Origin of the sequence: Stenotrophomonas riyadhensis, from assembly GCF_040256885.1 — a bacterium.
In the GTDB taxonomy this organism is placed as follows: Bacteria; Pseudomonadota; Gammaproteobacteria; order Xanthomonadales; family Xanthomonadaceae; genus Stenotrophomonas; species Stenotrophomonas riyadhensis.
The window spans coordinates 2,544,397-2,566,345 of record NZ_CP155568.1; the positions used below are offsets into that span (position 1 = coordinate 2,544,397).

Genomic DNA, 21,949 nt, shown 5'->3' on the forward strand with positions numbered 1-21,949 from the left:
GTGGATCTACTGCCGAGCCTGTTCCTGCTGCGCGGCCTGCTCTGGTGGGTGCCGACCTTGGTCGGCACTGACGCTGGCCAAGCCATCCACGCATGGCGTGGATCTACTGCCGACCAAGGTCGGCATCTACCGTGACACATGCGCGCGTCCCTCCTGCCGCCGGGTGCTCTCCTGCACCCGGCGGCGCTGTGTCGGTGGTCCTCACCGCTGATGGCCTCTCCCTGCCCTCCGTGCCGTCCTGGCTGGGGCCGCCACCGCTCCCTGGCGGCTGGCCCGATGCTGTCTGTTCTTCCGGCCCGTTCGCGTCCATGCCTGCCGTGGATCTACTGCCGACCGAGATCGGCAGCGGTGTGTGCCGACCAAGGTCGGCACCTACCGGGATCGCGCGATGCCTACCGGCGCTGCGTGCCCTCGTCGCGGCTTGCCTGCGGGAACTGGAACGCGCTGTTGGCGTCGTAGCCGCTGTTGGCAGTAGTGCCGCGTGCCGGCGGCGCAATGCTGCTGGTGCCACTGCCGAAACCGAGGATCTGCACGCTGATCACCGATGGCTGGTTGCGTCGTGCATCGTCCTGGCTCTTGCGCATCACGTCCTGTGCCGCCTGGCTGGCGCTGTTCGCTGCCGCACTGGCCGAAGCCAGCGCATTGACGTTCACCGTGGCCAGCACCGGCAGGCCCTTGCTCTCACCCTGCACCTGGATGTTGGCCGCGTTGAGCACCTGCAGGGCGGCGAGGTTGATGTTGCCCGAGACACGGATGCCCGCTTCGCCCGCATCGATGGTGCCCAGCGGCGCGATCAGGTCGACGTCGCCCGGCGGCACTTCGGGAATCGGGTCCAGCGTAGCGAAGCCGGCACCACTGACCGGTGCGAGCGGTGACAGACTGACGTTGCCCCAACGGTCGTACAGGCGGCGTGGCGGGGTATACACCAGCGTGGTGCGCGAGCCACGGCCCGCATTGATATCGCCCTGTTCGGACCAGGCCAGGATGTCACCGCCAAAGGTGGTCATCACCCGCGACAGGCCCAACAGCACGCTGTCCTGGCTGAACAGCCGGATGTCGCCCTGCCCCTGGGTCACCAGGCCCGCGCTTGCCGGCGGCGCCTCGCCAACCACGCCCACCACGATCTGCCCGCCCGGCGCCATCAGCTCGATGTTGCCACCGGCCTCGGTGCGTACGCCGGCGCCGCCATACATCACGATATCGCCGGTGCGCTGGATCGTCTTGCCCGCTGCATCCTTGTCCGGCATCAAGGTGGCGATGGCCTCGCGGCCGCGCAGGTAGGAGCCTACGCGCGGGCCATCCGCATCGGTGTACTCGCGGCCGCCCTCGCGCAGTTCGGCGTAGTAGACCTGGCGCAGGAAGATGCGCTGCTGCTCCTGTGGCAGTGTGTCGAACAGGGCCAGTGCCTGCGCGCCGTCAGCGCTGATGTTGAAACGCTCCAGCAGCCACTGCTTCAGTTCCTTGTCATAGACCTTGACCACCTTGCCCGGCTGCGACGCCAGTGTCTGCGCGGGATCGGCCAGCCGTGTCGCATCCAGGTAGCGTGCACGCACGGCGCCGAAGTCGACCTGCTGGTTGCCGGCGGTCATCGCGATGCTGGCACCCGGGCGCGTGTCGCCCTGCACCAGGCCGCCGCGGCTGACGATGCTGCCGCGGTCTTCCTGGCGCAGCTGACGGCCGGCGCTGACATCGACATTGCCGCTGCCGTATACGGTGACGTTGGCATGCACGATGTCCCGCCCGGCCTGCAGCACCGTGACATCGCTGGCACTGTTGTTCAACGCAAGGACGGTGCTGGACAGGATGTCCTGGCCTGCACGCAGCTGCACCGGCGCAGCCACATCAATCCACTCGCGAACGGTGCGGCGGCTGCCACCGGCGGCGTTCAGCATCCATTGTTCGCCCGTGCGCAGACCGATGATGTCGCCCGAGCCTGCGTAGAAGCGGTTCGGCGTGCCCCCGGCGGTGCGTGCCACCGCCGCCATGGGACGGTTCGGCCCAAAGGCGAACAGCGGTATGGCATCGCCCCATGTGGGTACCCGAGCATTGATGCCATCGGGCGAAATGTTGCCGAGCAATTCGGTGCCCTTCGCGTCCCGTGCGGTGAACACCGGATCGAACGGGGATGGCAGGCGAGTGTCCGCACCAGAGCTGCTGATGTACGGTGACCGATCGCCGGCGATGATCGAATTGCCAGCCAGCAACTGCATGCTGCCCGTAGGGGAAGGAGCGGTAAGCAGTATGTTGTTCTCACCGCCTTCGCCCAACTTGATGTCGCCGCTGGTGGCCTGCACCTGCAGCCTGGAGGGATAGATCCAGTAGGCGAAATTGTCGCCGGTGGATTCCGATCGCAGATTCTGCCCCGGGGTGCTGGCATGCGCTGTCAGCGGGGTGGCGTCGCCGCCGAACGAAACCAGATTTACTGCCGTGGCCGCGGTCCACAGCGAGAAGCCGGTAGTACCCGCCGCAAGACCGCCTCCCGCCAGCGCCACCTGCGGCGCATTGAATTGCACCACACGGCCGGCATCGGCGACGCCGCCCAGGATGACGTCGCCCCGGGCGTGCAGGTTTGCCACGGCGTCGCCCAGCACCAGCACCGGACCACCCATCGCCTTGCTACCGAAAGCGCGGAACGGATCGCTGGGGCGCAGGCCACTGCTGGGATCAGTGTACTGGGAGATGCCGACGGCACTGCCGCCAATGCGGGAGGCCTCAAGACTCAGGCTGCCGCGCAGGTTCGTGAATGTGCCATTGAGTTCCAGGTCCTGCTCGTTGCTGACGTGATTGATCGTAGTGGCCATCAGGTTCGGGTTGAGTGCACCGCTGGCGCGCAGGCTCAGATCGCCACCACCTGTCAGCACCAGCCGCCCATCATCAACACGTCCGGTCGAGCCCACGGCTGCGTTGATCGCGGTGGAGAAACGGGTGCTGCTTGTGTTCTTCAGCGCGTCACCCTTGGCATCGGTCACACCGGCATGCCTGCCCGCATCAATCTCCAGATTGCCGCCACCCAACGTACCAAAGCCGGTGAAGCCGACCATGCGTGGACTGGGGTTGGAGAACGTGGACACATTGGCGTAAGTGCCGAAGTTGATCCACCAGGCGACAGGCTGCTGCTCGACGCCCGCAACCGCACCTGTGCCCTGGCGCCACAGCCAGTTGGCAACCGCGCCGCTGGCGTGGTTGGCCAGGTCACCCGCCGCCGAGCCGGACGACGACAGCGCACCCCATGTTGCCCCGGTCACGTCGCGGCCGGCCGCGATGCTCAGGTTGCCGCCGTGATCCGGATACCACGCGCGATAGGCGGCAAGTGCCGCGTCATAGTCACCGCTGGACTGCTGCAGCCCGAGCAATGCCTCGCGTCCGGACGGCGGCGCGCGCTCGGACTGGAAACGGGCATCGAGGCCATTACCCAGCGCGGTCGGCGTTCCCGCGGTATAGACGCCGTACACCGAGCGCATCGACAGATCGCGGCCGGCCATCAACTGCAGGTCGCCACTGCCGGTGCGCAGCACGCTCCACAGCGGCGTGCCATGTTTCGGTTGACCCATGGTCGCCACGTCACGCATCTCGCCGGGCATCACGCAGATGCCCGAACTGACCGAACCGCACAGCTCCTCTTCGGTCATCCCGAACATCTCGGCAGTTTCCTTCACGGGCATGCCGACCAGCGACGGATCGCCCATTTCATCGGCACCTTGCGCCGTGAACAAGTAAGGTGCCGCCTCGCAGCTGCTGCCAGCCGCGCAGATCGCAGACTCGGGCTTGCCCAGGTGCTCGGCCAGCGCCTTCACCGGCTTGCCGACCCAGCTTGCATCCACTCCTTCGCGCTGCGCGCCCAGGGCGGTCACCCGTTGTTCGCGCACGAACGTGGAGACCATGGTAGCCGCACGCACAACACCGTAATGGCTATCGGCCATCACCAGATCGCCGCTGCCGATCCGCCGTGCGCGCGGATCGGCCGCCTCGGTATCGGCGCCCGCAACGGCGGTCAGATCCCACGAGGTGGTGCCCTCGGGCAACATCTGCGCCAACGCCCAGTTGCGCCCCTGTCGACCATCGCTGCCCACCGGGCGCAGGTTGATCGGTTGCCCACCGGCCAGCTCCAGCGTGGTCATTGCCGGAATCAGTGAACCTCGCGCCAACGGGGTGCGCGTCGCCAGTCGCAGCTCCGTCGGCAATCGCGCGCCGGCCGGCCAGGTCGTGGCCCTTACGTTGGCCTCGCTGCGCAGCTGGAAACCGGCGCCCAGGCGCGAACCAGCGAGCAGCTGCAGCGCCTGCGCCAGCACGCTACCTGCGGCATGCACCTGGCCATCGGTCAGCGTGACGGAGGCCGGCAGCACATAGCCTGCCGGCAACGTAAGTGCCTGCCCCAGCGTCATCTCCACCGGCAACGTGGTGCCGGCAGGCAGCACCGCATCGCGCACCGCAATCGCGTAATTCAGCACGGCACCCGCCGGGAAGCGCGTACCGGCCTCCAGTACGACGTTGTCATTGGGCACCAGGATGTCACTGCCGAACGGTGTAATGCCGGCACCGAAACTCTGTCCAGGCACCAGCTGCCAACCGCGATCATCCGGGCTGGCAGGTGGCGGCGCAAAGCCGTCGTTGATGCTGCCATGGATGAACAGGTCGCCGGCTGCGCGCAGGCGCAACGCGCCCGCCTCACCGAAGCCGCGTCGCGCGGGGTCCTGTCGATTGGCCTGCGGGCCGTAGCGATAGCCGGAAAGATCGATATCGCCGCTGACGGTCAGATCACCATGCGGGTTGCTGGACGAGATCGCGCCGACGACATCCACGCCGGGACGCAGGCGCACGGTCCCCAGTGTGGCCAGCCGTGCCGACAGCCCGGCATTGCCCAGCGCGGCATTCATCCATGCAGTGTTGGCTGGGTCAACCACCGTATCCAGCCACGACTGGGTAACCAGCTGGCCGCGTCGGCCGTTCACATCCGCCGTGTCAGCCAGGGGTGCGTCGTCATAGCGGCGCACGCCGGTCACGAAGATATCGCGCGCGCCGAGTACCTGCACGCCACTGCCGGTATCGACGCCGGCATCGTCGCTGCCCACTCGCGGCACGTTCAGCACGAACGTGCCGCGGGCGCGTCCATCGTTCTGCCCTGCTCCGGTACCGACGGCAACGCCGGTGCCGCTGCGAAGATCGATCCGCGCCGCCGAACCCAGCTGCACGCGCCCATCGCGGCTTTCCAGCTCGACGATGGCACGGTTCGGGCTGTCGATGATCTTGCCATAGCTGTCCACACGCAGTGCCGTGCCGTGGGCGTCCAGGCTTCCGTCCAAATGCAGGCCATCGCGCGCGGCCAGGCGGATGCTGCCAACCTGGTCGCCGCTGGCGTCGATGCGCCCGAGCACCCGCAGCGCACCACCGTCGACGCTGATATCCACCTTGCGCGCTTTCACTTCGTCGCCGATCAGCAGGTCTCCCTGCTTGATCTGGAAGCTGCGCGCTCCAGTGACACCGTCGCGGGTAAGGCGCTGGTTGAGGCCACTGAAGTCTGTCAGTTCACGTGCGCGCACCACCAGCTCACCGTTCTCATACGGCACCAGGCTGCCACCTGCGTCCAGCGTGCCGCTGGCCTGGCCAAGCAGCCGTCCTGCCAGGTCGACATGCCCGCCGGCAGTACCCAGCGCGGTCACGGTGAGACGACCCGCGCGGTTGTTCTGCGCCGACAGATCGACGCGCGATGCTGCGTCGCTGCGCACGTCACCTTCCGTTGCTGTCAGCGTGACGTCACCGCCGACACTGTAGGTATCCACATCGAACAGGCTGACCTTGCGCCCGGACAGATCGAGGTTGGCGCTGCTGCCAAGCTGCACCGAGCGGGCCGCCGTGGCCGCCAGGCGGCCCGAGGCCAGCGCGATACGGGTGTCGAGGAGAATATCGTCGGCGTCCAGCGTCAATTCTGCGCCCAGAGCATCGGCCGCCGTCGAGGCGCCTGCGCCGTGCACGCGCAGCGTGCCACCAGCAGTCACCGCCAGCTTCGCGCCTGCTTCGGCAGTGACCAGCGGTGCCTGGATATCGAGGTTGCCGCCACTGTAGGTCCAGCCCTTGGCTGGGTCGTAGGCGCCCTGGAACTGATGCACATTCAACGCACCATTGCCGGCGAAGACCACCTGCTGTGCGGCACGCAGGTTCACCCCGGCGAAGCCGAGGACCTGGCGTCCGGCCACGACCTCCGAGGCGGGCCACGACTGTGGCGCCGGGCCGAGCCGCAACGTATCGGCAATGATGTCCAGCTGGCCACTGCCAAGGCGGTCGACCATCGCCGCCCCGCCGGGCTGCGCGGCATTCGAATCCGCAAACCCACTTGCCGCAAGTGCACCGGCCCAGGTGAGGTTGCCGGCGAAGATGCGCGCACGGTCGCTGCTGTCGCCATAGCCATGGATGGCCGGTGCGCCCAGCACCAGGGTGCGCAGGCTCGACTTGCCGGTCGCGCTGTCGCGCGTATCAAGATCGACACTGCCGAATACATTGATTGACTCGGCCGCCGAGAGCTTCAGCGTCTCCAGTGCCGGTGCGCCGGTGGCGGTATTGCCGCGCAGCAAGCTGGTCAGCACCTGCTGGTTCATCAGCATGCCCGGCGGCAAAGCGGCGGCCGCGGCGGCCTGCGCGATGGCATCGTCGCTACCCAGATTGATCGCCGCCACGCTGACGCCGAGCTGGCGGGTGCCGTAGCTGGCCGTGTCGCGCAGCTGCAGGCCGCCATTGGTGGCGACGTTGATGCTTCCCTCCGACACCAATCGTGCCTGGCCCGCACACTGACGGCCCGGGTCGCAGGTGCCGATGTCGAAGCTGACCAGCGACGGATCGGCTCCCTCGCGCAAGGGCGCGGCCAGCAGATCGGTGCGCCCGTTGGACACCACCATCACTCCGCCTTCGGCCTGGTAGTAGAAACCGGCGTTGTCGGGCAACGGAGCGGCGCCGCGACCGAGCGTGTCGATGCCTGCGCCTGCCTCCACGCGCACGCCCTTGCCTCCGGCCACCGCCCCCAGAATCACCTCAGGCGCACGCAGGACCGCGCCGTCACGCAACACCAGGTTCTGGCCGACACCGGCCACCTGCAGGCGCTGGTTGCTGGTCGCGCGGACCTGTGCGTTGAGCACCAGGCGCGAGGGCTGCAACGCGTTGAGCACGTCCGCCTCGATGGTGGCACCATTGCCAGTAGAACTGGGCGTGCGACCGGCCGCCACCACTTCCAGTTCACCCAGCCGGTTGACCAGGTTCACTTCCACCGAACCGCCAATGCCGGCGCTGCCCGCCGCCGGCGCAAACCGGGTCTGGCCCTGGAAACTCACAGCGGGCGTGCCGTCCCTGCCGGCGCCATTGCCAAGCCCGAGGCGCAGCGTGCCGGCATCGACGGTCTGCCAGCCGCGCGGCGTGCCCAACCGTTGTGCCGACGTGGTCACGAATGCGTTGTAGCTGGTCTCGTTGTAGCTGGAATGCCGGCGAACGGTATCGGCCGGGGTCAGCAGCAACGCGGTCAGCAAGGGCGAACGCAGGCCACCCAGCGCCGACCCCGTGTGTCCGCCGACCATCCAGGAGCCGGTGCCGGTGGCCAGCGGTGCACCGATGCCGACCGCGCCGGTGCGCCCCAGCTCCACCCGGAACGCGCCCTGCTGCAGCGCGAAGCTGGCCGGCAACAACGTGTAGGTGCCGGCCGGCAATCCAGGCACGCCTGCGGGAATCGTGATCTGCTGGCCAATGCCAGGGTCCAGCGAGCCGTCACTCAATCCCAGCGGCGCTGCACTGCCGGTGTAGCCGGGCAGGATCGCATATACCGGACTGGCCGATTCGCTGAAGCCATAACGCGGATTGGCATCGGCCAATGCATGGCGCAGGATGTCGACCGAGCCACCGCGCCCGCTGACAAAGGCAGCACCGGTCAACTCGCCGCCGCCGGAGAGATCCAGCAGCGCCCCTTCGGCCACCTCGGTACGGCTGCTGATGATGGCGATGCCCTTGGGGTCCGCGCCGGGCGCGACACCGCCTACCGGCGGTATGGCATGGGCGCTGCCGTCCCTGCGCCAGTCCACGCCATCGACGGTGCCACCGAACGGCACACTGAGCCCCGCGCCGCTGGTGGAGGTCACGCTTCCGGGCAGCAGCGTCACCGAGCCGGCCCGGCGCCCGTCGGCATCGGTACCGCCCAGGGTGATGGCGCCCAACGGCGCCCGGAGGATGCCGCCCTGCTCGATGGTCGCTGCCACCACTGACAGGCCGCCGGACACCGACAACGGCAGGACTGGAACCGCCCCGCCAAGACCATGGATGCGCACGATGCCTTCGGCATCATCCCAGCGGCTGATCGCACTGCCCGGCTGCGACACACCGGCCGCCAGCACGCCGCCCGCATCGGCCACCGGGTACAGCTGCGCTGCGGTTACGTCCAGGCTGCGCGGCGCGATCAGCTGCGCGCCGGTACTGCCGAGCGCTGCGCCACTGCCCAGGAAGCGCAGATCGCCGCGACTGCGCAGTTGCACGTCATCAAACCCCGCCAGCCAGGTGGTATTGCGCAGGTCGATCAGGTCCGCATCCACACTGAAGCGATGCTGGCGACTGGTATCCACCGCCACGGCAGCGGTACCGACCAGGGTATCGCCAGGCAGCCTCAACCAGCTGCTCTGCGCCAAGCGCACGTAGGGCGCGCTCAGCGCAAGCAGGCCGCCAGCGCTGCCGCCCTGCAGCATGCCCAGCCCATCCTGTTGCAGACCTTGGAAGCGCAGGCTCTGGCCGAGGCGCAGTTCCACATCACCTTCGGCACGCACGTTGCCGAACAGCGAAAGATTGTCGAAACCACCGGCACCGACCTGCGCCGCCGACAGGCGTGCGTGCCCGTACTGCAGCTTCGCCGGCACGGCCTGCTCGCGATCGTCCTGGCTGAGCACGATGGCGCGCGGCGCCAACACATCTTCGCTGGCACCGCCCGCATGGATGCTGCCTCCGAAGGCGATACCCAGGGTTCCGCCCTGCGCGCCGGCGCCGCCTGCAGCGGCCTGCAGAGCGCCCTGCAAGTACAGCGCATTGGCCGAGCGCACCACGATGGTGCCGCCATCGCTGGCCACATCCTGGCGGCCGGCGCCATCGATGTCCAGCTGCGCCGAACTGCCGTTGGCCAGCAGTTTCGCACCGCGTTCAACCACCACGAATGCATCCACCGGCCGGTCAGGCACGTTGTCCTGGCCGTCCCAGTCGAGCGCGCCTCCAATCTCGATGCTGCCCCCCTTGCGCACCTGCCCGCGCAGGCGGCCACTGGCATCACGCGCAGTGAAGGCGTTACCGCTGACGTCGAGTACACCCTGTGCACCGATGCGGTAGGTGCGCTCGTTGCGCTGCGAATCGAACAGGCTGGTCGGTTCGCGAATGTCATCCAGGCGGATGCGGCCACCCGCCGCTTTCAGGCTGCCATCAACCGTGATGCTGCCCGCGCCGCGCAGGGTGATCGATTGACCGGCATCCACGCTGACCAGGGCGCCGCGACCGATGCGCAGATCACCACCGGCCTCGCCCTGCTGTGAACGCAGCGTCAGGCTCGCACCGTTGCGCTGACTGAACCTGCCGGTGATCGGATCCGCGCTGTACAGGGGTGCCGACCAGACCTGCAATGCGTCGTGCCGGTCGCGTGCCTGCATCGCTGCTTCGGCCAGGCGCAGGCCCGGCATGCGCACGGCGACGATGGCTCCGTCCGCCACCTCCACACCTTGCTGGCCATTGATGTCATAGCTGGCAAAGCCCTTGTTGAACAGGGTCTCCTGCAGGGTGAGTGCGCCGTCGGCCGGCTGCCCGCCGATCACGATACGTCCACCATCGCTCAACGACAGCGTACCGCTGCCGCCGCCGAGCGCGCTCAAGCGTGCATCGCCGGACAGCTGCAGGCGACCGACCCGTCCACTGCTGTCGGCCACGCTCGCTGCCTGCAGGCTGACGTCGCCGCCCTTGCCGATCGTGACCTTGCCCTTTGCATCAACCCGACCGCCGCCATCGACGCGCACGTCGCTGCCCGGTACCACAACATCATGGCTGTTCTGCAGCCGCAGCTTGCCGCCGTCGGTCCACGCCATGCCCGGGCTGGACGCCGGTTCCAGCAACGCATTCACCCAGCGGCCACTGAGATCGATGCGCGTGCCCTCCGCCAGGGCCACGTGCGAACGGCCGCCCTGCAGCAGCCAGGCGGCGGGAGCGCCCACGCGGGTCAGTTCATTGCCCGCCTGCACCTGTCCACCCGCGATCTGAATGTCACCCCCCAGCAGTACATCGGCGGCCGTGAGCACCAGCTGGCCACCGTCCTGCAGGCGCAGCGCACCCTCCACCGCGATGCTGCCACCGCTGGCCAGATCGATGCGTCCCCACTGCTGCGCGCTGAGCTGGTTGGCATCCAGCCACAGCGTATTGCGCTGTTCCTGTTGCAGCGGCGCCTGCAGGGACACGTCGGCGGCAGGCAGCCCGCCATCGACGATCCGCACTTGTGTGTCGAACACCGCGTTTCTGCCGTTGCCGTCGTAGCGCCCAAGCCACAGCTGGGCATTGCGCGCTACGGCGGTCTGCGCCTGCGCGTAGCCGTCGCGCGCAGCATCGGGTGTCTTCGATTGCTGCGCACCCTGGAAAGTATCGGTCGCCACCTGACCCTGCAGTACCGCACTGGGCGCGGACACCAGCAGACGGCCCGCGTCGCGGCCCACGGTATAGCCGTTCTCCACCCGCTGTTCGGCACCGATCAGCGGATTGCGGAACACATCGGTGGCTCCCCAGCGCTCCTGCTTTACTTCAAAGCCCCGATACAAGCCGTCGTACCGCATCTCGGCCGGCGCATCATCCAGCCGGTACAGCTGACCGTCGGTGCCACGCAACCAGCTCTGCTTGATGGCACCGCTCTGCACATCCAGGTTGCCGCCAGCCAGGTTGATCCTCGAGCCGGCATGGGTGACCACTTCGCTGCCGGACAATTGCACGGTACCGCCCTGCGCGGCCCATTCGCCGATCGAATGGCCCTGGTTGTCGAGATACCCCCCGACTTCCAGCAGGCCACCACCGGCATACCAGCGCTCGGCGGTGTTGCCACCGGTGCCTGCGGCCACGTGCTGCAGCTGGCGGCGATCGATCCAGACCTCGCTGCTGATCAGCTTGCCGCTGTCGCGGTTGTCGGGCGAATCACGCAGTTCGTTGCCCTGCACCTTCACCTGGACGTTGTTGCTCTCCATCGCAACCCGCACGCCCACCGCACCGGACACATCAATGCGCGCGGCATTGCCGGCGTAAGTCCGGCGTGCGGCTTCCGCTACCACCTGACCGCCGGTGGCCACGGTCAGCGAACCGTCCTGGAAATTCACGTCGCCGCCGGACACAATCTCCACGCGTGACTGGTCACGCCGGTCCTGCATGCGCGAGAGATTGTCGAATGTGCCAGTGCTGCTGGCGCCGCGCAGCAGGTCCTGCTCGGCCGAAGCCTTGACCAACGCATCACGGCGGCTGTCCAGGGCCGTGTTCTTGCCATCGTCTTCGATCAGCACCGCCGTGGTCGCGCCGCTGGCCAGGGTGACCGTACCGGCACGGTCGCTGATGGCGTTGAGCAGGTGCACCGTGCCGCGCTGGTCCAGCGTGGTAGTGGCCACGGCTACGCCGGCCTGTTCCACCCTGCGCCCGGCCAGCGTGATGTCGCCCTCGCGCGCCTGGATCAGGCCGCTGTTGCGCACGCTGCCGGCATTGCTGCCGGCCGCGATGCGTGGCGCGATCTCGTTGCCGGCTGTGGTCGATGCGGTGTTCTGCGCGGTACCCACACCACGTCGTATCACGAACGCGTCACCAGCGGCCAACTGCGTCTGGCCCTTGCGCGTTTCAATCTGCCCTGCATTCTCCACGGTGTGGCCGGCCAGCAGCACATAACCACCGGCGCGGGTTGCCGAGGCAGGCGCCTGCGTGGTGATGCGTGCACCCTGCTCAACCAGGACCTTGCCGAAGGCATCGGTGAGCGCAGCGGTGTTGTTGTCGCCACTGTACAGGCCGTTGTCACGGAACTGGCCATCGCTGATCCGTGTCGCTGCCGCGACCAGATTGCCCACGTTGACCTGGCTGTTGTTGCCGAACACCACGCCGTTGCGATTGACCACGAACACGGTGCCGTTGGCCTTCAGCTGGCCGAGGATCTGGCTCGGACGCGCGCTCGGATCATTGACCCGGTTCAGCACCGCCCAGTCCGCATTCTGTTTGAAATCGAGCGTGGTGTTGCCGCCGATGTTGAAGGTTTCCCAGTTCAGGATCGCGCGGTCGGCGGTCTGCTCGATGCTGACCTGCACCTTGCCGTCGCTGCCCTGTGACTGGATCGCTTCGCGTGCATTCACCCAGCCACGGGTCAGCGGATTCTCATCAACCTTCAGGCCGTCCTTGCCGAGGCCGTCAGCAATCACAAACCCGGCGGCGCGCTGCTGCGTGCGCGCCTGCTCCTGCAAGCGCTGCTGCAGCGCAATGGCCTGCGCGGCGGTGCCCAGATTGTCGATCGACTGCTGCAGTTTCTGTCGCGCTGCATCCTGTTGCTGGACAGGCAACTGGAACTGGATCGGCACACCGTTGGGCATGCGCCCGCTCTGCGCGGCTGCGCCCTGCGCTGCACCGCGGTCGGCAAACCAGCCTGGCGAGAATGCCTGCTGCGCCTGGGCAGACACCATCGGCGCGGCCCCCAGGGCGAGCGCGATGGCCCAGGCCATCGGATGGCTGCGTGGCGCAGTGTGCAGGACGGGCATGTGCGGGTGCGACATCAGGACCTCGAGCGACCGACGGACGGTCTTCGGCATAGGAGGAGATTCGGCTGCCCGCAGGTACGGCCGGGCACTACCAGATAGACGGGGCATGCGCCGGAAAAACGACAGTGCCTTCACAGGCGAAGGACGCAAAAAAAAGCGCCGACCTCGCGGTCGGCGCCCTGTTCAGCAGGTTCGGTGGATCAACGGCCGATACCGGCGCAGGTGCTGGCGTTGCCCAGACCGGTGGCCGGGGTGGCCGAGATCAGGTTGTTGGCAACGGCTTCACGCCAGGTCTGGGTCAGCGGGATGAAACCGTGCGCACGCACGGCAGCATCGTTGTTGCCATCGACGCCCAGGTTGTAGTGCTTTTCCAGGAAGTTGCGCACGGCCTGGCGCTGCGGCAGGGTGCGGTAGCACTGTGCGAACAGCAGGTTGGTGTAACCGGCGATCGGGTAGCCGGCGGTCGGGTTGGTGAACACCGGCACCCACTTGGCCGGGTTGGAGATGTCGGCACCGGTCGGCGGAGCGATGGTGTTCAGGGTGGCGGCAACGCTCACTTCATCCGGCGAGAAACCCTTCACCTTGGCAACCTTGGTCGCGTCCTGCAGGTTCGGGATCACGTCCGGGCCGACATAGCCGATGGCGCCGGCAACCTGGTAGACACGGTTGTACAGCGAGGTGCCGCCGGTGGCCGGGGCCGCTTCCAGGAAGGCCGGCAGGTTGTTCTGCGCATCGCGGGTGAACAGATCAGCGAAGGTCGACTTGACCTGGAACTTGCCGCCGACCAGACGGGTGGCGCTCAGGTCTTCGGTGGCGCAGGCGGCGGTCAGGAAGCGGGTCAGCAGCTCGCTGGTGCCGCTGCTTTCGCCGCGGTAGATGACCTTGATGGCGCCGCTGCGGGCGCTGTCCAGCTGCGACCAGTCGTTGATCTTGCCCGAGAACACGCCGCAGATCTTGGCCACGTCCAGGTTCAGATCACCACCGGCCTTGTTGTACGGCACGGTGACCGAGGTGGCGACCGACGGCAGCTGCAGCACCGGGCCGAGCGTGGAGGCCAGCGCCGAGTTGTTGTAGTTGGTGATCTCGGTGCTGCTCAGGACCGAGTCGCTGCCAGCGAAATGCACGTTGCCGGTGCCGTTGGTGATGAACAGGCCGATGGTGTTCTCGAGGAACGCCTTCTTGCCGGTGCCCGAGCCGGTCACGGCGTAGCTGAAGTTGGCCGGCAGGATGCTGTCGGCCTGGCCCTTGTACAGGTCGGCCGGCAGCGAGGCGCCGCCACCGTTGATGAGCGACTGCTGGGCCGAAGCGGCACCGGCGGTGGCGAGCAGCGCGGTAGCAACCAGCGCGGCCAGGGTCTTGTACTTGTTCATGATCTTCTCCTGAAGGGTTTACTGCGAAGGGAAACACCAAGGGAGGAACGGTCACTACACGCCTGCTGCCGCCGAGGGCCTCCCAGCCCACTCTGCGGCGACGTGGCTATGCTGGTCCGCGCCGATGACAGGCCGCTTAAGAAACCTGTGGAAGATCGAAAAAAGGTGTGGAGGATTGTGTGGAGAATCGAAAGCGTGCCTTGATGCGCGTTGCGCATCACTGGACCAATTGATTCATTTCCATGATCGGCATCAGCACGGCCAGCACGATCGTCAGCACCACGCCGCCCATCACCAGGATCATGGTCGGTTCCAGCAGCGCGGTCAGCGCCATCGCGCGACGCTCGATCTCGCGCGAGATCGTCTGTGCAGCGCGGTCCAGCAGTGGCGCCAGCGAGCCGGTCTTCTCGCCGCTGGCCACCAGGTGCACCAGGATCGGTGGATACACCTTCTGCACCTTCAGCGCAGCACCCAGCGCCGCACCTTCGCGCACGCGCGCAGACACGTCATCGGCACAACGCGCCAGCAGCGCATTGCCAAGCGTCTGCCGCGCCGCCTCCAAGGCACGCAGCAGTGGCACACCGGCATCCAGCAGGATCGCCAGCGTCGAGGCAAAGCGCGCACTGTTCACGCCCAGCACGAAACGCCCGACCATCGGCACCCGCAGCAGCATCGCGTCCCATCGCAGGCGCAGCTCGGGCTTGCGCAGGGCCAACCGCCATGCCACCACCAACGCAGCGATGCCGAGCCCTGCCCACATGCCCCAGCTGCGCACGAACGCGCTGGCGGCCAGCATCACCTGGGTCAGCATCGGCAGCGTCTGCCGCGCCTGCACGAACGCGGTCACCACCTGCGGCACCACGTAGCTGAGCAGGAAGATCACGATCGCCACCGACACCAGGCTGATCGCCGCTGGGTAGATGAAAGCGGTCAGTACTTTGGCCTGCAGCGCGTTGCGTTCTTCGATGTAGTCGGCAAGGCGCTCCATCACCCGTGCCAGGTCGCCGGAGTCTTCACCGGCGCCCACCAGCGCCCGATAGATCGGCGGAAAATCGCGCGGCCGCGCAGCCAGCGCAACGGTCAGGCGCTGGCCGGCACGCACGTCGGCGCGTACGGCGGTGAGTGCCTGGGCCACATGCGGGCGCTCGGCCTGTTCGATCACCGCACTCAATGCGGATTCCAACGGCAGGCTCGCGGCCAGCAGGCTGGCCAGCTGGCGCGTGGCCCAGGCCAGCTCGCTGGCAGACAGTCGCCGCGTGCCCCAGCCACTGCCCGCACTGCGGGCCGCGCTGACCTGCACGGGCGTCAGCCCACGACCGCGCAGCACCTGGCGCGCACCGCGCGGGCTGTCGGCGTCCAGCTGGCCCTTCTCGATGCGGCCCTGCGCGTTGGCGGCCTGGTAGTCGAACAGCGCCATGCAGCCCTCAGTCGTCGCCGGTGACGCGCAGGATCTCTTCCAGCGTGGTCACCCCGCTGTCGACCCAGCGCTGGCCGTCCTGGCGCAACGTGCGCATGCCGGCACGTCGTGCCGCCTCGCGCAGCGCAGGTTCCCCCTGCCCTTCGTGGATCAGCGCACGCACGCGGTCGTCGACCACGAACAGTTCGTGGATACCGGTGCGTCCCCGGTAGCCGCTGTTGGCACAGGCCGCGCAGCCCACCGCACGCCACACGATACGGCCCTCGTCGTCCACCTCGGCGCGCCGGCACTGCGTGCACAGCCGCCGCACCAGCCGCTGCGCCAGCACGCCGCGCAGCGACGAGGCCAGCAGGAACGGTTCCACGCCCATGTCGGCCAGGCGGGTCACCGCCGAAATCGCGTCGTTGGTGTGCAGGGAGGCCAGTACGCCATGGCCGGTCAGCGACGACTGCACCGCAATCTGCGCGGTCTCCAGGTCGCGGATCTCACCGATCATGATGGTGTCCGGGTCCTGGCGCAGGATCGCGCGCAGCGCCGTGCCGAAGCTCATGCCGATACGCGCGTTGACCTGGATCTGGCCGATGCCGGCGAAGTCATACTCCACCGGGTCCTCCACGGTGAGGATGTTGCTGGTGCTGCTGTCGAGCTGGCCCAGCGCGGCGTACAGCGAGGTGGTCTTGCCGCTGCCGGTCGGGCCGGTGACCAGCACGATGCCATGCGGCTGCCGGATCAATCCGGTGAACGTGGCCAGGGTGTCATCGGCCATGCCCAGGCGCTGCAGCTGCAGACGGCCGGCATCCTTCTCCAGCAGTCGCAGCACGGCGCGCTCGCCATGCCCGGTCGGCACCGTGGAGACGCGGATGTCCAACGGACGCCCACCCACCCGGATCGCGATGCGCCCGTCCTGCGGCAGCCGCTTCTCGGCGATGTCCAGGTGGGCCATGATCTTGATGCGCGACACCAGCGCCGCGTGCAGTGCGCGCCGTGGCTGCACCATATCGCGCAGGGTGCCATCCACCCGGTAGCGCACCACCGAGTGGGTCTCGAACGGCTCGATGTGCAGGTCGCTGGCACCATCGCGTGCGGCCTGTGCCAGCAGCGCGTTGATCATGCGGATCACCGGCGCATCGTCCTGCGCGTCCAGCAGATCGGTGACTTCCGGCATGTCCTGCATCAGCCGGTCCAGATCGACTTCGCTTTCAGCAGCACCGACCACGGCAGCGGCGTCGCCGCCGTCACGGTACTGCTCACCCAGCCGCTGCTGCCAGGTCGCAGCATCCAGTGCCTGGAACGGCAGCGGGCCATGCCGTCGGCGCAGTTCGGCCACGGCCCACGCCGCGGTTTCGGCGGTGCCCAGCAGCACCGACTCGCCGCCAACTTCGGACAGCATCACGCCATGGCTGCGCACCCAGGCGTACGGCAGTGGCGCGGCGGCGCTCACGGCCCGATCACCAGTTCCGGCGTGTAGCCCAGCCCGCGCAGCTGCTGCAGCGCGGGGTCCAGCGTCGCCGGATCGCGCGGCAATCGCACGCGCAGGCGTTGCCCGCTCTCGCCGGGCGTCGTTTCGGCATAGGCCTGCAGGCCCAGTGCACGCACCTGCGCCACGCCCTGGCTGGCACGCGCCGGGTCCAGCCCCTGCGCGAACTGCACCAGCTGCGCATCGCCGTCACCGGACGGGTACAGCGCCGCCAGGCTGCTGTTCTGCAGCGGCTGGCCCTGGCCATCGCGTGCATTGCCCTGGCCGAGTACAGACAGGTCCTGCGGTGGCAGCTGCGGTGCCGACAGCGTCGGCAAGGCCCAGCTCTGTACCGGCTGCGCGCCGGCCTGCGCGTTGCGCATGTAGTCGTAGCGGTCGCGGGTCAGGCGCTGGCCGGCGGCGGGGTCACGCACCACGTGCGGGCGCAGGAACACCATCAGGTTGGTCTTGGCGCGCTTGCGCGTGTCGCTGCGGAACAAGGCGCCCAACACCGGAATCTTTCCCAGCCCCGGCACCGCATCACGGCCATGGCTGACGCTGTCTTCCAGCAGGCCACCCAGCACCATGATCTGGCCATCGTCCAGCAGCACGCTGGTATCCAGGGCGCGCTTGTTGGTGATGATGCCGGCCGTGCTGTTCGCGCTCTGCGCGTCGATGCTGCTGACTTCCTGGTAGATGTCCAGCTTCACCGTGCCGCCCTCGGAGATCTGCGGGCGCACCCGCAGCTTCAGGCCCACGTCCTCGCGCACGATGGTCTGGAACGGGTTGTTGCTGCCACCACCACCGTCGGTCACGTAGCGGCCGCTGACGAACGGCACGGTCTGCCCGACCATGATGCTGGCCGCTTCATTGTCCAGCGTCATCAGGTTCGGCGTGGACAGGATGTTGGCACCGCCCTTGCTCTGCAGCGCGTTGGCCAATGCCTTCATGTTGAGGATCTGGCCGACGCCGGGCAGGTTGATGGTGCCGTCGATCACGCCGATCTTCAGGCCATCCTTGGGCAGCACGTCCAGAGTGGTGCGTGCGGTGGTGTTCAGCCCGCTGCCACCGGTGGTGCCGCCGAAGTGGGTGCCGCCGAAGGTGCGGCCATTGCCCAGCATCCACTGCACGCCCAGTTCGGCCGCGTCGGTCTGGTTGACCTCCACGATCAGGCTTTCCACCAGCACCTGTGCACGACGCTGGTCGAGCTGGTCGATCACCCGCCGCAGGTTGCGGTACACCGGCTCGGGGGCGGAGATCAGCAGTGTGTTGGTGGCCACGTCCGCCTGCACCGAAATGCCATTCTGGCTGAAGCCGGTGCTGCCGGCGTCGATCGGGTCGCGGCGGTTCGGGTCCAGCCGCTGCGACTCCAGCGCATTGCCACCGGCCTTGGCCTGCTGTGGCTGCGACGGTTGCGCGGGTGTGGAACGGTTTGCATCGCCGGGCAGTGGCGTGATGCCCTCGTTGCTGCCCATTGCCGGTACATCGCTCTGCCCGGCCACCACGCCGCGCAGCACACCGGCGAGCTGATTGGCCTGGGCATTGCGCAGGTAGACCACATGCAGGTTGCCGGACTCGTCCTGCGCGCGGTCCAGCTTCTCCACCAACTGCCGCGCCAGGCGCGTTCGGCCCGGGCTGCTGGAACGCAGCAGCACGCTGTTGCTGCGGGGGTCGGCCATCACCACCACCTTCTGGCTGGGCTCGGCGCCCTGGGCATCCAGCAGCGGCGCGACCATCGCAGCCACGTCCACCGCGATCCCCTGCTGCAGCTTCACCACGTCGGTGTCCATGCCGGCCGGTGTATCGACACTGGCGATCACCCGCGCAATGCGCTCCAGATTGTCGGCATAGTCGGTGATCACCAGGGTGTTGTTGCCCGGATTGGCGGTGATCGGGTTGTCCGGGCTGATCATCGGCCGCAGCACCGCCACCAGCGCGGCCGCGTTCTCGTAGCGCAGCGCGAAGGTGCGCGTGGCGACCTCACCGCCCGCACCGCCGGTGCCGACGCGCCCGCCCAACAGCTTGGCGTCGGCCTGCGGCACCACCCGGCTGACGCCGCCGTTCTCGACCACCGCGAAGCCACGCATGCGCAGCGCGCCCAGCAGCAACTGGTAAGCCTGGGTACGGCTGACCGGGCCATCGGAAACCACCGTCATCTTGCCGGTCACCCGCGGGTCAACCAGGAACTGGCGGCCGGTGAACCGAGCTGCCATGCGCAGCACGCCGCCGATATCGGTATCCACCAGGTTCAACTGCACCGGCTCATCGCGGGCGTCCTGCGCCTGTGCCGGCGTAACAACGTGAGCGGCACCCACGATCAGGGCCAATACAGTGCTGCAGGCAAGGCTGCGCATCGCCCTCATGAATGGCCACCCGCAGTGAGTGCCATCACGATGTTTCCGGATATCCGTGCCGCCGGCATGTTCGCATCCCCTGTGCGTGTCAGTTGCAGCTGCTGCAGTTCGATGGCCGGATCGGCCAGCACGGGCAGCAGCCAGTTCCACAGTGCGTCAGCAGGTACCGCCTGCACCTGCAGGTGCCAACGCCCGTCGCGTGCTTCGACATGCAGTCCATCGGCGAGGCCGGCGGACTTGATTCCATTACGCAGCGCGGCCAGCGTCGGGCGCTGCCCCTGCACCTGCTGCTGGCGTTCGCGTGCACGCAGCAGCGGCGCCAGTGCGCGCGCCTGCGCCTGCAGCCGCGGCAGCTCAGCCTGCCAGTGCGCGCGCTGTTTCAGCAGCGGCTCCAGCCAGAAGGACCACAGCCCCGCTGCCAGCAGCGCCAGCACCATCACCCACAGCATCCAGCGGTCGCGCGGCGGCAGGTGCTGCCAGCGTCGCTGCAGACCGGCCACACCCTCGCCCAGGCGCACGGCTCTGGCGGTCACTGTCCGCCCCCGCTCACGCGCAGGCGTCCACCGGCCTCGCGCGCCAGCTGCAGGCCCTGCGCCCGCGCCGCCTGCTGCCACTGCTCCAGCCGCTGTGCGTCATCGGCTACCGCCTGCGCATCGGCGTCCAGCTCCAGTTCCAACTGGCCGGGTTGATAGTGCAGGCCGCGCACCTGGCCGCCCAACTCCGGAATCGCCTGCAGCGTCGTTGCGACCTGCCGCTGTACCGGTGGCAACGGCGGCGCCGGCAACGGCACGGCCAGCGCGCGCCGCGCCTGCAGCACCGGGTCCACCACATCGGTGATCTCCGGAAAGTGCGAGCCGAACTGCCGCGCCATGTCCTGTTGCAGCGCCTCGCCCTCGATCCGCCAGCGCGAGACCTGCAGCTGCAGGCCGAGTGCGGCCAGCAGCACTGCCGCCAACGCGAGGCCGATCGCCAGTCGTGGCGCTTGCCGACCCGCACCGGGCAGCGGCAATGACCATCCCGGCAGAGGGCCACACGCCTGCTGTTCATGCGCGACCACGGTGGCCGGCAGGTTCTCCGGCCACGCCGACGGCACGCTGTCGATCCACTGCACGGCCTGCACCCCGGATTGCTGAAGACGCGTCGCGAGCGACTGCAGCACCGCCGCTGTGTCGCGCCCACCGCACCACTGCACAAAACCACGATCGCGCCCGCAGCGCACCAGCAGATGCTCACCGGCAGCCTGCAGCGTTGCCTGGCCGTTCTGCCACGGCAGCAGCAGCGGCGTCGGATACAGCGCCTGAAGCTGCAGTGCGCACGAGGCCAGCAGCTGCTGCGCCTGCAGGACCGCCTGCTGGCCGAGCCAGGCCACCGGAACCGTGCCGTCCGCCGCCTGCGCACCGTGTGCCAACGCGACCTCCTGCAGGTCATCCAGCAGCATCGCCTCTACTTCGCCCTGCAGTGCGGCCTGCAGCCTGCGGCCCGACAGTGGCGGCAGCTGCAGTTCCAGCAGGATCAGGTCCTGCGGATCGAGACAGGCCAGCACCTCGGCCTGCGGATGACGTTGCCCGAGCACGGCCAAGCCCTCGCGGCCATGGGCCAGCACCCCACTCTTGTGCAACTGCGCCCACTCGACCGTACTGTCGGCGCGCAGGTGTTCCAGCGCCGGCAGGCGCACCCTCAGCTGCACGCTCATGCTCCAATCCTCGTCCACACACGCTGCACGCGCACACTGTCATCGCGGTACTCGCGCCAGATCAGGGCCCGGAAGTCGACCACATTGCCATCGGCCTGTACCTGGCCGACGGCAAGGAACCACTCGCTATGAATGCCAAGCGGCACCACGGCCATCTGCGCGTTGCTCAGTTGCAGTCGATTGGCGATATCGCCGCGGTTGAGCAGCCAATGGCCACCGTCGCGCTCACCGAGCAGCGCCTGCAGGCGCCCCGGCTCCACGCCGGGAGTGACCGCCTGCAACACGCTGATGTCACTGGTGTTGGCATTGACCAGGGTCTGGGCCGGCAGCACCACGGTGCGCCCAGCCAGTGCCTGCACCGCCACTGGGTCGGCGCCCGCCAGGGCCTGCTCGATCAGCGATTCACGCGGCAACGGCGCCTGCGCCTGCAGGTCGCCATCACGCAGCCGCGCCTGGATGTGATCGGCAGCAGATGCACAGGCACCCTGCCCCAGCCCCTGCCCGGCACACAGCGCGATGAACGCGCGCCGTGCCTCCGGGTCCGGCTTGCCATAGGCCAGCAGGTTGCGCAGGTTGAACATGGACTGTGCATCGACCAGCTGCAACTGCACCGGCAGCGGCGCCTGCAGCGTCAGTGGACGCGCCCAACGGCCGCTGCGCACCGTGGTCAACTGCTCCTTTACATCGTCACGCAGCTGCTGCGCCGCACGCTCCAGGGTGGCATCGACCGCCATGCGCACCTGCGCACGCAGCTGGTCGCCACGCAGCGCACGCAGCTGTGCCGACTGCCGGGTCAGCAGTGCGGTGGCAATCACCGCCACCAATGCCACCACCAGCAGGGCGACGATCACCGCCATGCCGCGCTGGCGGGTGCACGGGACCGAACGCGTCCGGGCTGTCATCTGCA

The 21,949-nt window shown here is 68.1% G+C and carries 8 protein-coding genes; all 8 read right to left on the reverse strand.

The genetic code is table 11. The features are described from left to right. Positions 1 to 392: 392 nt before the first annotated feature. The 8 genes from SriyCCGPB3_RS11980 to gspK all read right to left on the reverse strand — a co-directional run bounded on the left by SriyCCGPB3_RS11980 (position 393) and on the right by gspK (position 21,944). Positions 393 to 12,767 (reverse strand): filamentous haemagglutinin family protein, encoded by a 12,375-nt coding sequence (locus tag SriyCCGPB3_RS11980; RefSeq protein ID WP_350259294.1) that lies wholly within the window; start codon positions 12,765 to 12,767, stop codon positions 393 to 395. 185 nt (positions 12,768 to 12,952) lie between these two features. Further along, positions 12,953 to 14,122 carry a substrate-binding domain-containing protein gene (locus SriyCCGPB3_RS11985; protein WP_164080112.1) on the reverse strand — a complete coding sequence of 390 codons (1,170 nt, stop codon included), beginning with the start codon at positions 14,120 to 14,122 and terminating at the stop codon, positions 12,953 to 12,955. A gap of 217 nt (positions 14,123 to 14,339) precedes the next feature. Continuing rightward, positions 14,340 to 15,539, reverse strand: a complete 1,200-nt coding sequence (gspF, locus tag SriyCCGPB3_RS11990; RefSeq protein ID WP_350259295.1) for a type II secretion system inner membrane protein GspF — start codon at positions 15,537 to 15,539, stop codon at positions 14,340 to 14,342. 7 nt (positions 15,540 to 15,546) lie between these two features. Then, positions 15,547 to 16,980 carry a type II secretion system ATPase GspE gene (gspE, locus tag SriyCCGPB3_RS11995; RefSeq protein WP_324187298.1) on the reverse strand — a complete coding sequence of 478 codons (1,434 nt, stop codon included), beginning with the start codon at positions 16,978 to 16,980 and terminating at the stop codon, positions 15,547 to 15,549. Continuing rightward, complete coding sequence (gene gspD / locus SriyCCGPB3_RS12000; RefSeq protein WP_350259296.1) at positions 16,977 to 19,358, reverse strand: type II secretion system secretin GspD; 2,382 nt, start codon at positions 19,356 to 19,358, stop codon at positions 16,977 to 16,979. The genes gspE and gspD overlap by 4 nt, the downstream gene beginning before the upstream one ends. Beyond that, positions 19,355 to 19,882 (reverse strand): type II secretion system protein GspM, encoded by a 528-nt coding sequence (gene gspM / locus SriyCCGPB3_RS12005; protein WP_032128120.1) that lies wholly within the window; start codon positions 19,880 to 19,882, stop codon positions 19,355 to 19,357. The genes gspD and gspM overlap by 4 nt, the downstream gene beginning before the upstream one ends. Continuing rightward, positions 19,879 to 21,042 (reverse strand): type II secretion system protein GspL, encoded by a 1,164-nt coding sequence (gene gspL, locus SriyCCGPB3_RS12010; RefSeq protein WP_350259297.1) that lies wholly within the window; start codon positions 21,040 to 21,042, stop codon positions 19,879 to 19,881. The genes gspM and gspL overlap by 4 nt, the downstream gene beginning before the upstream one ends. Then, complete coding sequence (gene gspK / locus SriyCCGPB3_RS12015; protein WP_350259298.1) at positions 21,039 to 21,944, reverse strand: type II secretion system minor pseudopilin GspK; 906 nt, start codon at positions 21,942 to 21,944, stop codon at positions 21,039 to 21,041. The genes gspL and gspK overlap by 4 nt, the downstream gene beginning before the upstream one ends. Between the last annotated feature and the right edge of the window lie 5 nt (positions 21,945 to 21,949).

Excerpts from the sequence above, each read along its gene's own strand:
- gspK (WP_350259298.1), bottom strand. The coding sequence starts at position 21,944 with ATGACAGCCCGGACGCGTTCGGTCCCGTGCACCCGCCAGCGCGGCATG.
- SriyCCGPB3_RS11985 (WP_164080112.1), bottom strand. The coding sequence starts at position 14,122 with ATGAACAAGTACAAGACCCTGGCCGCGCTGGTTGCTACCGCGCTGCTC.
- gspL (WP_350259297.1), bottom strand. The coding sequence starts at position 21,042 with ATGAGCGTGCAGCTGAGGGTGCGCCTGCCGGCGCTGGAACACCTGCGC.
- SriyCCGPB3_RS11980 (WP_350259294.1), bottom strand. The coding sequence starts at position 12,767 with ATGTCGCACCCGCACATGCCCGTCCTGCACACTGCGCCACGCAGCCAT.
- gspF (WP_350259295.1), bottom strand. The coding sequence starts at position 15,539 with ATGGCGCTGTTCGACTACCAGGCCGCCAACGCGCAGGGCCGCATCGAG.
- gspD (WP_350259296.1), bottom strand. The coding sequence starts at position 19,358 with ATGAGGGCGATGCGCAGCCTTGCCTGCAGCACTGTATTGGCCCTGATC.